Origin of the sequence: Brucella sp. NBRC 12953 (assembly GCF_040369775.1) — a bacterium.
GTDB lineage: Bacteria > Pseudomonadota > Alphaproteobacteria > Rhizobiales > Rhizobiaceae > Brucella > Brucella pseudogrignonensis.
Genome location: NZ_BAABSV010000015.1, coordinates 24,281 through 37,722, shown reverse-complemented (window position 1 = coordinate 37,722; position 13,442 = coordinate 24,281). Strand labels below are relative to the sequence as shown.

Sequence of the window (13,442 nt, the reverse complement as noted above, 5' to 3'; positions counted from 1 at the left end):
GTCATCCGCGAGGAGATGGAATACAACGGTGTGCGGCTTCGCACGGTGGCTCTTCTGGAGCGTACACGAATACCGGTTACCATCGACATCGGGTTCGGCGATGCTCTTGCGGGAGCCGAGATGACCTCCTACCCTTCCCTCCTCGGCATGGAATCCCCACGCATTCGCAGCTACCCTCCAGCGGTCGTAATTGCCGAGAAACTTCAAGCGATCGTGGCGCTCGGCATAATCAACGGGCGGATGAAGGACTACTTCGACCTCTGGGCAATTCCCCAGGTCGTCAGCATTCCGGATGACGAGCTTGATGCCGCGATCAGTGCGACGTTTGAGCGCAGACGAACCGCGATCCCCTCTTCGCGACCACCGGGTCTGACCAGTGTCCTCTTCGAGGATACCGGCAAGCAGAGCCAGTGGCGAAACTATGCCCGGTCGATCCAAGTTACAGGACTGGCGCTTGACGAGGTGACGGACGCGATCTGGAACTTCGTGGGGCCCTGCTGTTCTCGTTTGTTTGCCGCATCAGTCACTGTTCCACCTTATAAGCAAGCTCTACGAGCGAACCTCAATTATCGTTACGACCAATCTGGCGTTCGGCGAATGGCCCACCGTCTTTGGTGATGCCAAAATGACAACCGCACTTCTAGATCGCCTAACGCACCATTGCGAAATCGTAGAGACAGGCAACGATTCATGGCGCTTTAAAAACCGCTCTCAAAGCTCACATGAGGATTTCGTCGTCAAGATCAATCATTGTTCCATAGCTTGTCCCCTTCGATTTTGTATCGAACCCATGGTCTGAGCCATCTTGCTTGACGCGGCACGTTTCCGTCACCGGTTCAAACTCACATACGGTCGCCGTTTTGTCCGGCAGCACCATCATCCCGCTTGCGTAGCGGCAAGGCTCAGGAGAACGGGACCAATCTAAAGCGCGGCATTTGAAGCCCGACTTTGAGGCGGTTCGCTCACCTGGATCCGCCAGGAGTGATCAGTCCTGGAAGATTTGTGTATTCGGTAATTTTTTGGTCGTCACGCAGTCTTCATGACAGCCCCCTCGATGACAACACCCGCAGTGACAAACTTCCACAGCGCGATAAGGAGTTTGCGCGCCAGGGCAACTATCGCGGCTTTCTTTAAGCGTCCACCATTCGACTGAACCCGATCCACAAACCAACGGCTGAGCGCTGATGCTGGCTGATTGCGTAGCCACAACCAAGACAATTGAATCATCGTGGTGCGCAGCCGAGGGTTTCCTGCTTTTGAGACACCCTGTTCGTGATCGATGGTCCCGCTCATCCATGGGGTTGGTGTCAAACCGGCATAGGCGGCAATCTGCCGCCTATTATCAAAACGCCGGGACAGGGCTTCGGTCCAAAGGACGGCGGCAAACTCAGCGCCAATCCCCTTCAGGGACAGCAGCATCGCCGCGGGCGAAGTTGCCTCAACCGCTGGCTGCTCATACGTTGACAGGAGAGAATTCCGCTCGCTCTCCACTGCAGCAATCTGTTCCAGCAGCAAGTCGAGACGGTCGAGTTCGCGATTAATTTGAGCCTTCAGGTGTTTCGGTAACTCACGCCCATCTCCGGTCTGGAGCTCCTCCAGCCGCCGACGGCGATCTTTACGGAGCGGTTGATAGCCGCTGACGCCTTGAGCAAAGAGTAGCCCCTTAACGCGATTGACATGCCTGACCCGCTCAGCAATCAAAACTTTGCGTTCCCGGCAAATCCGACGCCGATCTTCGTCCTTCGGATCTGGCGCTTTAACCATCGCACATACGCGTGGCTCGCCGCGCTTGAACGCAAGCAATGTGCGCGTCAGAGCCTCTCCATCAATCTTGTCGGTCTTGGCACGCCGACGTCGACGAGACGTCGCGATCGAAGCTGCGTCTACGACGTGACTCTCGATACCATTGGCCTCCAGCACCCGGTGTATCCAGAAGCCGTCCAATCCTGCCTCTTGGATTGTTACGATAGGGAACAACGTTCCTGTTCTCAACCGCGCTTTGTGCTGTAGCTGCTCAAATCGATCCAGCAGCTCTGCCACATTGCCACCGGTCACTACATGCTTCGACATCTTCTCGCCACTGCCCGGCGACAACGAAGTGATCAACCAAGTCGATCGGCTTAGTTCCAATGACACAAAAATTGCGCCAAGATCAGTGCGGACAGCGGTCGGATGAATGGATGCGGGTTCCATAAATTGCTCCTCCTGAGCGAGTGTTTTGATGCAACCTCACTCTGCCAGAGCGACGGCCGCTGTTCACTCCTCATGGGATCTAAAGCCGAAAGAGCTAATCACCCGCACTTGGCCTACCCTTTGCAACCCCGGCCAGCGTCGGGCAGTCCAAGTGCTAATCCGTAATTGGGGGGTCAATATTGGATAAGTAAAGGGGGTGAATATTCCGCTCCGATTGACAGTTTAATCCCTCGTGGTAATCGCCGCCCGGACTATTCAGGGAAATGACAATCCGTTGCCAAGGGTTTTGTTGAACTGAGATGTTGGCTTCCGCCAATGCTTGCTTCACACGAGCACTGTCGGCCTCGAGGATTTCGCCCTCGAGCCTGAAGCGTGCCTCTGGACCGAACTGCCCGTTCGTAATCCCTTCGAACTTAACGTCGGCGGCATGGGAGCTTACCGGAGCCGTCAAGCCTAAGCATGCAAGCATTGTGACGACGGAAAGGGGACGTATCATTCAGCGACACCAGGGCAAAGTTCCTGGAAGACGCTCAGTGCGGTCGGGTAGCCAGAAGCCGATGAACCGTCGAGTACCTCGCCCGATTTTACGCTGCGTACGACATAGTCAGCCATGAGGTCAGTTGACCTCGGTTTGCCTTCAAAGACATATCCCTCGCCGTAAACGTCGGTCCAAGTCCCCTTTTTGCAGTTCGCCGTTACCCTGTCGCCTACTTTTATCGATGCCATTGTCCGTTTGACGCAAGCCATCGAATAGTCCTGCTCGTATTCAACGCAGTACGCCTTGGCATCCTTGGGCGTATGCTTGATTATGATAACGGCTTTCGACGTACCGATCCCGGATTTTGAGACGGTCGTTACGTGCATGCCGGCACGCGATCCGTAGTAGATCGAGTGATCGTCCTGCGCCCGCGCGGGAATGATAGACAATGTTCCCGCTGCGACTGCAGCGGCAATCAACAACATAACCCTAGAACTTGCCGCCCCGATCAACGCCTGCATGCAATACCTCCATTAGCCCGCACTGGGCAGCTTCGATTTCAACGCGGACCATGCGTCCGAGACCTTCCTGCCAGCGGATGCGGCTTTCGATGGCTCGGACCCAAGCACATTCAAAAGGTTCGCTAACTCCTCTTCAACGGCAAGGGGGTGAACCTTGGCCGCATCCATGGCAGCCAGGCAAGCTCGTGCCTTGGCTGGCTGACTGAGCGTCGGAATTGCCGTCTCGATATCGTACGTGACTTCACCGAGAGATAGTATGTCGTCCGCGAAGCGCGCGTCTATCCAGTCGTTGATCTCGGGAATCGTGCCGGGAACGGCAGATTTCTTCGCTGCCAGCATCGCGATCTTGGCCTGTACGACCGCCAAAAGCGCGATACGGAACCGCTCGGTGGACGCGTCGAGGTCGGCAAACCAGTCGGAGGACAGCAATCGCGTTGCCTGCTCTCTCGTCCAGCCCGCGCCGACCAGTGCGCTGACACCACCGACACCACTCAGGACCAGCGCTCCAGCCGGGCCGAAAGCCATCAGGCCGATTGCCTTGCCCGACAGCGCGCCAATGGCCGAAAGTCCTCCTTTGACGCTGGCATCCATCACGACGGAAAATGGCAGGTCCGACAGGGGCGTGCGGCCGCGCCAGACACTGTGGAGGTTTCGCGCCGAGGAAACCGCCATGGCGAAGAACGGCACGTTCAGGTCGCCCAACGCTTCGGCGGCTTCGAGTGAGGTTGTCATGACGAGGTCGGCGATCTCGCGATCAAATCCATCGACATAGAAGACGAGTTTCGCCCATTCCTCTCCGCTGCTGATAACGGCCTCTGCCAATTCGGCATTGGCGTACACAGGCATGTCGGGATACTTGGCGAAATGCGTTCGCAGGCCTTCGAGGCCCTGCAGACATTTCACCTGAAACGGGACACCGTCTACGAGGAGATCAAAACCCGCATTGTTCGAGGTCTCCGGAAAACTGACCATGTGGCCGACTTCCGAAAGGCGTGCCGCCACTAGCTGTTCGGAGACATAACCGCGTAGGTTATTGCCTGCTCCCGCCGCAGCGGCATCGCTCATCGATCGGACGCGCTCGGCAAACACACCGAACTTGAAGATGTCTCCCAGGTCTTCCGAGCGCGAGAAATCGGCTGCGGCGAGAACCATCGGATCGATGGATACCACGTTGTAGACCATGTCACCCGCCGACAGAGCCGTTACAGCGACCATTTCAAGCGCATCGCCACGTTTCTTCTGTAGTACGCCCGTAAGCAGGTCGCTTTGCCGCTCTGAGGCGAGCCCTCCAGTCTTCAAATCGCCGAATGCATCTGGCAAACGCCCGCCCGTCGCCTTTGCGACGGCCGCGTTGCGAAGCATGTTTTCTGCCATGATCGACGTGGACAGCGAAGCCAGGTCGGCTCTGGCCGCGGTTCGGAAATTGTTCAGTATGACCGCCAAGCCGTCCCGTTCTGCCGACAGCCCACGAAGGGATAACTGGACCGAAACGATAGCGGCGAGCTTGGCAGCCTGCCCGCCGTTCACGTAGTTGTTTGCCAGGTACCCGATACCGAGGACAGCCGGGATACTGAATAGCGGGTTCGCTAGCATGAAGAGCGTCGATACGACGGCTGGTCCGCTCATGAAAGGGATAAACGCCGAAGCCTGCGCAGCGAGGATGTAGGCGCTGAACCCGGCCAGATTCACGCCCATGCCGATGGAGAATGCTGCGGTCCCCGTCGCGAGAACGGTAAATGCCGCCCGATCTCCTGCGGTCAGGGCATCGCGCATGGAGTCATCCCGCAGTTCGGGTGGCAGGCTTCGAATATGGTCACGGACGCGCTGGCCGAGTGCGCTCGCCAGTTCTTCCGGAATCTCACCGGATGTTGCCGCCTCGGCCACCGCCTTTGCGACGAGCTGCGCCTGCTCGGCGACCAGGGAAGCGAAATCCTGGTGGGAACGACCGCGTAGAGTCTTCACTGCCTGCAAGGCTTTCTGGATGCCCGTCTGCGGCGCATTCTCGCGGTCGTCGGCGACAGGCACGGACATCACCGACGATGCCTTGTATGCCACAGCCGCGCCAACCAAGTTGGCCCTTCTCGACGACAACGGAAGGATGGTATCGAGGTCGAGGGCCTCAGCGATCCTGACCCAGAGGCGAATCCTCAGCGCGCGGTCTGACGTATCGGACGCAAACAGTTCGTCGGCGGCGAGTCTCAGACGGCGGGCGAAAGCCGTGGCATCTGACGACTCGGCATTCTTCTGAAAGCGGGACAACATATCGCTAACGCGGTCCATAGACATGGACAACAGCGTTGTGGCCTCGAAGCTTGCGATGAGATTGCACAGTTCGCGGCGATCAAGCGCCCCGAGACCCGCGAAAATCGTCCATGGCGGTACGTACAATTCTTTCCCCCTTAAGCACCCGCATTTTCATGACGGATTAACCGCAGGTTGTCTAATAATTTCCTGGAGTTGTCGCAGAGTAATCCGTCGATATGGATCGTGTGCTATAAGCCGATGCAAACGAGCGCATTGGGCTCCAGACGACAGTAGAGTCGCATGGAAAGCTTGGCCAACGTGGTAGCGGAACACCAACTACGGTGAAGGCAACTATCTGCCGAATTGTTCGAAGACATCAGCAATATCGCAGATCGGGATGTTGGCGAGGGCCGCGCATAAGAGGATGCGGGCTTTCGGGCCCTGCAGACGGCCAGCGAAAATAGCCCCGGCATCCTGCAGATCTCGCCCTCCCCCGTCACCGTAGAGCGGGAGCACACGTCCGTCAAAACAGCGAGACGTAACCACGGTAACGACGCCATTCCCGGTTGCTCGGTCAACCGCAGAGACGATCTCCGGCGTGGCATTTCCGCTGCCGAAACCTTGAAGGACGATGCCTCGCGCCCCGGAATTAACAGCTGCTTCGAAAAGTCGGTCATCACACCCCAGAGTAAGAGTGATGAGATCGACCTTCGTTTCTAGAGTTTTGACCTTGATTGTCGGATAGCCCCATGGCCGACGTGTGATCAGTACCTTGCCACGATCGACTTCGCCCACCGGTCCGCAACTTCGCGCTCCAAACGCCTCGACAGCGAGGGTGTGAGTTTTGGTCGCATCGAGGGCCGACAGTATTTTACCTGAGAAAACGACAAGCGGACCAAGGCCGGCGGCATCGTTTGATGCTGCAACAGCGATGGCATCGGCAAGATTGCGTGGCCCATCGGCGTCGGGTTCATCAGCACCACGCTGTGAGCCTGTGAAAATGACCGGCTTTTGGGTGATGAGAGCGAGGCGCGACAGGAACGCTCCCTCTTCAAGGGTGTCGGTCCCGTGCGTGATGACGCAACCGTGGATCGCCTCATTATCAAGCAGTTCGTCAACGCGGCGCGCCAACCGCAGCTGCATTTCGAGATTGATCCGATTGCTCCCAACATTGCTGAATGCCTCATGGATGATGTTGACGTCCGGTGCGAGCGACCCCATCGCCGCCAAAAGCTCATCACCGCCAGCAACGCTTATCAGTGCCTTAGCGACGGGGTCATAGCGGGAGGCAATCGTGCCCCCCGTCGACATCAGCAGGATCGTTTTTCTGGCGGCATTTCCTGCGCCCATCGGTCGCTCCAAGGTGCTTTGCGTTTGCTCGACTGCCTCGTCTTTATCAAGCCGCGCCTAGTGGAGGATTTGTCGTAGAAACAGCCGTGTTCGATCATGCTGTGGATCATCGAAGAATGCACCCGGTTCAGCGCATTCGACGATTTGTCCTCGATCCATAAAAATGACGCGGTCTGCAACGCGGCGTGCAAAGCCCATTTCATGGGTAACGCAAATCATCGTCATGCCGTCTTGAGCCAAGCCGACCATCGTGTCCAGAACTTCCGTCACCATCTCTGGATCGAGCGCAGATGTCGGCTCGTCAAAGAGCATGATCTTTGGGTTCATGCAAAGCGAGCGAGCAATCGCGGCACGTTGTTGCTGCCCTCCCGAGATTTGGGAAGGATATTTGTTGGCGTGGTCGGAAATTCGAACCCGAGAAAGGTAGGTCATAGCGATTTCCGTTGCCGCCTTCCGGCTCATTCCACGCACCGACATCGGTGCGAGCGTACAGTTTTCAAGAAGCGTCAGATGAGGGAAAAGATTAAAGTGCTGGAACACCATTCCGACTTCGCGTCGCACCTCCTCCACGGATTTCGCATCTTCTGTCAGCGCGATCCCGTCAACGGCGATATTCCCGCTTTGAAAGGACTCCAGGCGGTTAAGACAACGGATGAGGGTCGACTTACCCGACCCGGACGGCCCGCAGATCACCACCCGTTCGCCCCTCGCCACGTCGAAATCGATATCCTTGAGCACTTGGAAATGCCCGTACCACTTGCTGACGGACCGCATGACGACCGCAGCGTCAGTAGATTTAGCCGGCATGAGCATTCTTAAGCTCCTCATTTTGCATTGCTTGAGGGATTGCCATACCCAAGGGATCTAATAGGACCTCAAGTGCGTCGACACCCAATCCGAGCGACAGAGCAACTTCCAGGACGCTTCGTCTTGAGGCGAGCGCTTGCTTGGCGATATCCGCAGCCTTGGTGTAGCCGACGACCGGCACGAGTGCCGTAGCAAGTGAGATGCTGCCGAGCGCACCGTCGCGGCACCGGTCAAGATCGGCCTCAATACCGCAGACGCATCGATCGGCAAGATTGGTCATTGCTCGTCCGAGTAGCCGCATCGAGGTCAGAAGATTGTAGACGATCAGCGGCTCGAATGCGTTGAGCTGCAGCTGTCCTCCTTCGGCCGCCATGGTGACCGCCAAGTCGTTGCCGACCACCTGATAGCAGACCTGGTTCACGGATTCCGGGATAACCGGATTAACCTTACCGGGCATGATTGACGAACCAGGTTGCACCGGTGGTAGTCGTATTTCACCCAATCCGCTTCTTGGCCCGCTGGACAGCAATCGAAGGTCATTGCAGATCTTGGAAAGCTTCACTGCGATGCGCCGCAGGATACCGGAGAAAGTCACGAAGGCGCCGGTGTCCCAGCTGGCTTCGAGAAGGTTGCTTGCAGCCTTTAACTCGTGGCCCGATATCGTTGACAGTTCTTCAATTGCACGTTTGGCATAGGCATTCGACGCGTTGATGCGCGTGCCGACGGCCGTGCCACCGAGGTTCACCTCCTGAAAGAAGGAAGCGACTTCCTCGAGCCGCGCTGTGTCTTCCCGGAGTGTTGCAGCGAAAGCTTCAAACTCCTGCCCCAGCGTGATCGGAACGGCATCTTGCAATTGCGTGCGGCCAATCTTCACCACATTGGAAAACTCCCGCCCTTTTGCCTCGAAAGCTGCGATTAGGGTGGCGAGAGCTGCCTGAAGGTCTGCGCGGCTAAGCAGGAGCGCCAGTCTTATCGCTGTCGGATAGACATCGTTCGTGGACTGGGACATGTTCACATCGTCGTTGGGGTGAAGTGTCTCGTATTCCCCCTTTGGTCGCCCAAGATGCTCAAGCGCTCGATTGGCGATAACCTCATTTGCGTTCATGTTACTCGATGTTCCCGCACCTCCCTGAAACACGTCAACGATGAACGGCTCAATCAGACGTCCTTCGATGACGTCGTTACATGCCCTAACGATTGCCGTGCATTTGGACTCGGTTAGTTGTCCTGCAGCATGGTTCGAGATGGCCGCAGCCTTCTTGACCATAGCAAGAGAGCGAACAAGGGTTGGAAAATGGCTGAGCGCGATATCGGAAAGCGAAAAATTTTCGATGGCGCGTAGCGTCTGGATGCCAAAATAGGCATCGATCGGGATTTCCCGCTCGCCAAGGGAATCCCGCTCGCGCCGTGTACGCGAGCGATTGTCTGTCTGTTCAATCATGATGCTTCTCAGGCTGCTACGTGCGCGGGTCTTGTTGCCGTCGTGGGGGCTACTTCGAGTTCCGATTTTGTACCGAAATAGTCGGCCCGCACCGCAGCTCCGATCAGATTTACAAAGAACCGCCCTGCTGCGATCGCCGTCAGTTGGTTGACATCCTTGGACGGCGTTATCTCGACGATGTCCATTCCGACGACTCGCCCCTTTTTAACCAGACCGTGCAGAAGTTTACGGGTTTGCGCATATGTCACACCAGCAAGTGCTGGGCCAGCGACAGCGGGCATTACCGACGGATCGATGCCATCGGCATCAATCGTAATGTAGTAGCGTCCCCCATCCGGAATGCGGTCGAGGATGGCGTCCATACCGACATCGTGAAGTTCGTAAGCCGTGATGATGTTCGAACCATAGGCCTTGGCAGCCTCATATTCTTCAGGGCGGGCAGTGCCCTGGGCACGGATACCGATCTGGAAGATGTCTTTCACATGCGCCATTTCGGAGGCACGGCGGATCGGGCTCGAGAGACCATCATGCACTCCATTGATCTGGTCGCGCCAATCAAGATGGGCATCGATCTGGATCAGTGTGATCGGCCCCTGGTCTTCATAGGCGCGCAGCACCGGGATCGGGATGCCGTGGTCTCCACCGATGATGAGCGGCAGCGCGCCGGCAGCCAGAATCTTTCGGACGGCGGCTTCCGCATTGCGCGAATGAGCAGCAGGATCCTTCGGATCACCAACCACATCGCCGCAATCCACTGCCTTAATCGCACGGTCGTCATAGAGCGGACCACCGATATCAAAGTCGTAGCGGTCAAGGTTCCGGACTGCCCGGTCAGTCGCCTGCCGAACGGCCGTTGGCGCACGCGTCTGGTCGTTCGTTACTTCGTCGATCGTATATGCGGATCCGTAAGGGATACCGAGAAAGGCGATGTGAGCATCCAGTGAATCAAGATCCGTATGCACCTTGGAATAGAGCATGCTCGTGTGGCCATGCTTCGGTGCTGAGGTAAGCTGCTTGGTCATTTCAGTGTCCTTTTTAGTGAACATGCGGTTTCGCAAGGGACGAAGAACCATCGTCCGGGATTGGCTGGTCGGATGTGATCTGCGAGAGGAATTCACGCAGACGCGGATTGGTTGGATTGACGAGCACGATGTTGGATGGACCGGCTTCTGCAACGACACCCCGATCTAGGAAGATCACTCGGTCTGCGACATGACGCGCAAATCCGATTTCGTGGGTCACAATGACCATCGTCATGCCGGACTCGGCCAACTCCCGGAGAAACACCAAGACCTCCTTGACGATCTCAGGATCGAGTGCAGAAGTCGGTTCGTCAAAAAGCATCAGTTCCGGGCCCATTGCCAGCGCGCGTGCAATTGCGACGCGTTGTTTCTGGCCACCTGAGAGCTCCGACGGAAACATATTGGCTTTGTCGCGCAAACCGAAGCGCTGCAGCAGAGAGAGGGCTTGCTCTTCCGCTTCTTCACGAGAGCGCTTCTGAACTTTAACAGGTCCCTTGACGATGTTTTCAAGGACGCTGAGATGCGGCCACAGATTGAACGATTGGAAGACGAAGCCCATTCTTGGACGCGTGCGGTCAATCTCGCCATGGGTTTGCATGCGCACGGTACCATCGGACTTCAGCTCTCGGCCGATGTAGTTGCCTGCGACTTCGACAAAGCCACTATCTGGAAATGTCAGATGATTGATGCAACGCAGAAGCGTGCTCTTGCCGCAACCGCTTGGCCCGATGATGCACACCACTTCGCCGGCAGTGACTTCGAAACTGATGTCGCGCAACGCAGTGGCTTTTCCGAAGCTCTTGGCGAGATTGGACACCTTGAGGAGAGTCTTGCTCATGCTGGCCTCCGTGCGCCGATCAACAGATATTTGTCCGCTAGACTGGTTCGCGATTGATTGGCGCCTTGAGCGGCTCCAAATGCTTTTTCCGTGCGGTGCATGAAGTGGGCGAAAATCGCGGTGATTATCCAGTAGATCGCAGCAGTGGCCAGGAAGACTTCGAAAGGCGCGAAGGTCTCTCCCTGTACGACAAGGCCCTGATAAGTTAGTTCGCCTACGGTAATAGTACTGAGTACCGAGGTTTCTTTGACCATCGAGATACTCGTGTTGGTCGAAGGAGGCAGAAACAGGCGGACGGTTTGCGGGGCGACGATCTCCCACATGCCCTGGAAGTACGACATGCCGATTGCCCGCGCTGCCTCCATCTGCCCTTTCGGAACGGCAAGGATCGCACCGCGGATGATTTCGGAGAAGTAAGAGCTCGCGAAAAAGGCGAGCGCGATCGTGCCGACTATAGCCTCTGGCAAACGGACGTTGACGAACGGCAAGCCGTAAAAGAACAGGTAGAGGACCACGATAAAGGGGATGTTGCGGAACCACTCGACGTAGGCTGTAGCGATCCAGCGGAGTGCCCGACGATGGGACAGTGCCATCAGCGCAATCGGGATGGAGATCAAGAAACCGGTCGCTACGGCTACGGCCGCACTGGCAATCGTAAGCCACGCGCCTCGTGCAAAGAGCGTCCAATTATCGAGAATGACGTTGAAATCAAAGGCCATGGCTTAACCCCTACGCGCTGCGACGCGCGTCTCCAGAAATCTGCCGCTCTGGCTGATGACAAAATTTACGGCAAACAAGATGATGGCTGCGGAAAGCAGAGTTTCGAGCGGCCTGAACGAAGCATTCGCGACTTGCTGCGCGGTACGAAGCACTTCGACCACAGTGATCACGGACAGCAGAGCTGTCCCCTTCACAATTGTGGTCAATTCGTTGACCAGCGGCGGCATGATGCGAATATAAAGCTGCGGAAGGATCACCTTCGTCCAGATAACCTTGCCCTTGATTCCAAGAGCGATCGCCGCTTCGACCGGACCGGAATCCATGCCGGACAATCCGCCACGCATGATTTCGGTGATAAATATCGAGCTGTTAAAGGCAATAGCCAGGATACCGGCCTGGATCGGCGAAAGGTCAAGTCCGAGAGCTGGCAAGCCGTAATAGAACAAGAAAATTTGCACAAGGATCGGCGTACCTCGGATAAAACTTATCATGACGCCGATCACTGCGTTAAGCGATGCAATGCCCAGTGTGCGTAGGATGGTCAACGCCGTCCCACCGATCAGCGCGAGGACCATCGCGACAACGGCAATGGCCAAGTTGATGCCCATGGCGGGCAGAAGTTGGGGAAAGGCTCCGCTCAGGGCGCCAGCGCTGAAGTCCATCGTCGTCTCCTCCGACGTCGGGGTGGATTGATAGCCTGAATTGCTTTGGCGTTTTCGGGACGCAGAGAGGCGCTTCAAGCGTGTGAACCGGAAACGGCCCCCTCATCCGTTGAGCGGTGATCGGGGACCGTTAGGAACCGTTAGCGAGCGCCTTCGGGAAGATAGTCCTTCTCAGGCAGATCATAGGTCATGCCGAGCCATTTTTGCTGAAGTTCTGCCAACTTACCGCTCTGTTTAAGCTTGAGAAGCGCGGTATTGATCGCATCGCGAAGATCCTGATCCTCGGGACGCACGACCCAGGCATTATAGCTTGGCACCACAGCGGCTTTGCCCACGAGTTCGAAGATGCCGGGTCTTTCGTTCATCAAGTTTTGTAAGACCGGCAGGCCCGCAAGTGCAGCGTCCGACGTACCGTTGGCAACGGCCAGGAATGAGTCATTGAAAGTTGGAAATAACTTGAGCTCGGCGAATCCGCCGCCGGCGGCCTGCAGCCGTTTATCAAGTGCCTTTGCGACCGGATCGACAGCCGAAGCGAGTTGGGTTGCCACAACCTTGCCCCTCAGATCCTCAACCGTCTTGATCTCTCCGTTACCGGTTTTTTTCATTGCGTAGGCGGTGCTGTCAGCAATCGGCAAGGTGTAGGCGTAGCGTTTAGCGCGTTCTGGATTGATACCGACAGACGTTGCTACGAAATCGAACTTGCCAGCGATTAGTCCGGGCAGGATTCCCTGGAACGGCAGATCCAATTGTTGGACCTCTACGCCCCATTGCTTGGCGATCTCGTCGAGCACGTCTCTGCCAAAGCCAACGATCTTGCCGTCCTTGATGAATTCAAAAGGCGGATAGGCTGCCTCGGTTCCTACGGTTACCTTTTTTGTACGCTGAATTTTTTCGAGCGTTGTTTCAGCCAAGGTGGGCGCGGCGTGAGAAGCCGCGCAGGCCAAGCCTATTGCCAAAATGCCAAACAAACGTCTTTTGAACATGTGGTCATTCCTCCAAAAACCATGGTGACGGAATACCAATGACCCGTTCCCTAAGCAAACATAATGCGTTCAGGACATCTTAGGTTAGGAGCGCCAAAAGCGGTCGCATTGGGGTCTTTCTCGGTGCCAATGGCGGATGAACACGTTCATAAACCAAAACGAAAACAATTGGTTGTTTCACTT

At 56.5% G+C, this 13,442-nt stretch carries 12 protein-coding genes and 1 pseudogene; 2 read left to right on the top strand and 11 right to left on the bottom strand.

The window, feature by feature from the left end; translation table 11 throughout:
• Positions 1-15: 15 nt before the first annotated feature.
• A complete protein-coding gene (locus ABWV94_RS23370; RefSeq protein ID WP_502905213.1) occupies positions 16-618 on the top strand; it encodes a nucleotidyl transferase AbiEii/AbiGii toxin family protein in 603 nt (200 codons plus the stop codon).
• A pseudogene (locus tag ABWV94_RS22795) lies at positions 521-799 on the top strand (ATP-binding protein); the annotation flags it as partial. The gene ABWV94_RS23370 and the pseudogene ABWV94_RS22795, both read left to right, overlap by 98 nt.
• A gap of 227 nt (positions 800-1,026) precedes the next feature.
• On the opposite strand, the gene ABWV94_RS22790 reads toward ABWV94_RS22795, so the two are convergent.
• The 11 genes from ABWV94_RS22790 to ABWV94_RS22740 all read right to left on the bottom strand — a co-directional run bounded on the left by ABWV94_RS22790 (position 1,027) and on the right by ABWV94_RS22740 (position 13,259).
• Complete coding sequence (locus tag ABWV94_RS22790) at positions 1,027-2,193, bottom strand: IS110 family RNA-guided transposase (protein ID WP_353415474.1); 1,167 nt, start codon at positions 2,191-2,193, stop codon at positions 1,027-1,029.
• 492 nt (positions 2,194-2,685) lie between these two features.
• Complete coding sequence (locus tag ABWV94_RS22785) at positions 2,686-3,192, bottom strand: hypothetical protein (protein ID WP_353415473.1); 507 nt, start codon at positions 3,190-3,192, stop codon at positions 2,686-2,688.
• A 12-nt stretch (positions 3,193-3,204) separates the two neighbouring features.
• Entirely contained in the window at positions 3,205-5,580 is a 2,376-nt protein-coding gene (locus ABWV94_RS22780; protein ID WP_353415472.1) for a hypothetical protein, read from the bottom strand.
• 207 nt (positions 5,581-5,787) lie between these two features.
• The gene (locus ABWV94_RS22775; RefSeq protein ID WP_353415471.1) at positions 5,788-6,786 is read right to left on the bottom strand and encodes an asparaginase; all 999 of its coding nucleotides are present in this window, start codon (positions 6,784-6,786) and stop codon (positions 5,788-5,790) included.
• Positions 6,787-6,843: 57 nt separating this feature from the next.
• The gene (locus ABWV94_RS22770) at positions 6,844-7,599 is read right to left on the bottom strand and encodes an amino acid ABC transporter ATP-binding protein (protein WP_353415470.1); all 756 of its coding nucleotides are present in this window, start codon (positions 7,597-7,599) and stop codon (positions 6,844-6,846) included.
• Positions 7,583-9,034 (bottom strand): aspartate ammonia-lyase, encoded by a 1,452-nt coding sequence (locus ABWV94_RS22765; RefSeq protein WP_353415469.1) that lies wholly within the window; start codon positions 9,032-9,034, stop codon positions 7,583-7,585. The genes ABWV94_RS22770 and ABWV94_RS22765 overlap by 17 nt, the downstream gene beginning before the upstream one ends.
• A gap of 8 nt (positions 9,035-9,042) precedes the next feature.
• Complete coding sequence (locus tag ABWV94_RS22760; protein ID WP_353415468.1) at positions 9,043-10,056, bottom strand: agmatinase; 1,014 nt, start codon at positions 10,054-10,056, stop codon at positions 9,043-9,045.
• A 13-nt stretch (positions 10,057-10,069) separates the two neighbouring features.
• Positions 10,070-10,894 carry an amino acid ABC transporter ATP-binding protein gene (locus tag ABWV94_RS22755; protein ID WP_353415467.1) on the bottom strand — a complete coding sequence of 275 codons (825 nt, stop codon included), beginning with the start codon at positions 10,892-10,894 and terminating at the stop codon, positions 10,070-10,072.
• Positions 10,891-11,613 carry an amino acid ABC transporter permease gene (locus ABWV94_RS22750; RefSeq protein ID WP_353415466.1) on the bottom strand — a complete coding sequence of 241 codons (723 nt, stop codon included), beginning with the start codon at positions 11,611-11,613 and terminating at the stop codon, positions 10,891-10,893. The genes ABWV94_RS22755 and ABWV94_RS22750 overlap by 4 nt, the downstream gene beginning before the upstream one ends.
• Positions 11,614-11,616: 3 nt before the next feature.
• Entirely contained in the window at positions 11,617-12,276 is a 660-nt protein-coding gene (locus ABWV94_RS22745) for an amino acid ABC transporter permease (RefSeq protein WP_353415465.1), read from the bottom strand.
• 140 nt (positions 12,277-12,416) lie between these two features.
• Positions 12,417-13,259, bottom strand: a complete 843-nt coding sequence (locus tag ABWV94_RS22740; protein WP_353415496.1) for a transporter substrate-binding domain-containing protein — start codon at positions 13,257-13,259, stop codon at positions 12,417-12,419.
• Positions 13,260-13,442: the final 183 nt, after the last annotated feature.

Excerpts from the sequence above, each read along its gene's own strand:
- ABWV94_RS22755 (WP_353415467.1), bottom strand. The coding sequence starts at position 10,894 with ATGAGCAAGACTCTCCTCAAGGTGTCCAATCTCGCCAAGAGCTTCGGA.
- ABWV94_RS22785 (WP_353415473.1), bottom strand. The coding sequence starts at position 3,192 with ATGCAGGCGTTGATCGGGGCGGCAAGTTCTAGGGTTATGTTGTTGATT.
- ABWV94_RS22760 (WP_353415468.1), bottom strand. The coding sequence starts at position 10,056 with ATGACCAAGCAGCTTACCTCAGCACCGAAGCATGGCCACACGAGCATG.
- ABWV94_RS23370 (WP_502905213.1), top strand. The coding sequence starts at position 16 with ATGGAATACAACGGTGTGCGGCTTCGCACGGTGGCTCTTCTGGAGCGT.
- ABWV94_RS22790 (WP_353415474.1), bottom strand. The coding sequence starts at position 2,193 with ATGGAACCCGCATCCATTCATCCGACCGCTGTCCGCACTGATCTTGGC.
- ABWV94_RS22750 (WP_353415466.1), bottom strand. The coding sequence starts at position 11,613 with ATGGCCTTTGATTTCAACGTCATTCTCGATAATTGGACGCTCTTTGCA.
- ABWV94_RS22775 (WP_353415471.1), bottom strand. The coding sequence starts at position 6,786 with ATGGGCGCAGGAAATGCCGCCAGAAAAACGATCCTGCTGATGTCGACG.
- ABWV94_RS22745 (WP_353415465.1), bottom strand. The coding sequence starts at position 12,276 with ATGGACTTCAGCGCTGGCGCCCTGAGCGGAGCCTTTCCCCAACTTCTG.
- ABWV94_RS22740 (WP_353415496.1), bottom strand. The coding sequence starts at position 13,259 with ATGTTCAAAAGACGTTTGTTTGGCATTTTGGCAATAGGCTTGGCCTGC.
- ABWV94_RS22765 (WP_353415469.1), bottom strand. The coding sequence starts at position 9,034 with ATGATTGAACAGACAGACAATCGCTCGCGTACACGGCGCGAGCGGGAT.
- ABWV94_RS22770 (WP_353415470.1), bottom strand. The coding sequence starts at position 7,599 with ATGCTCATGCCGGCTAAATCTACTGACGCTGCGGTCGTCATGCGGTCC.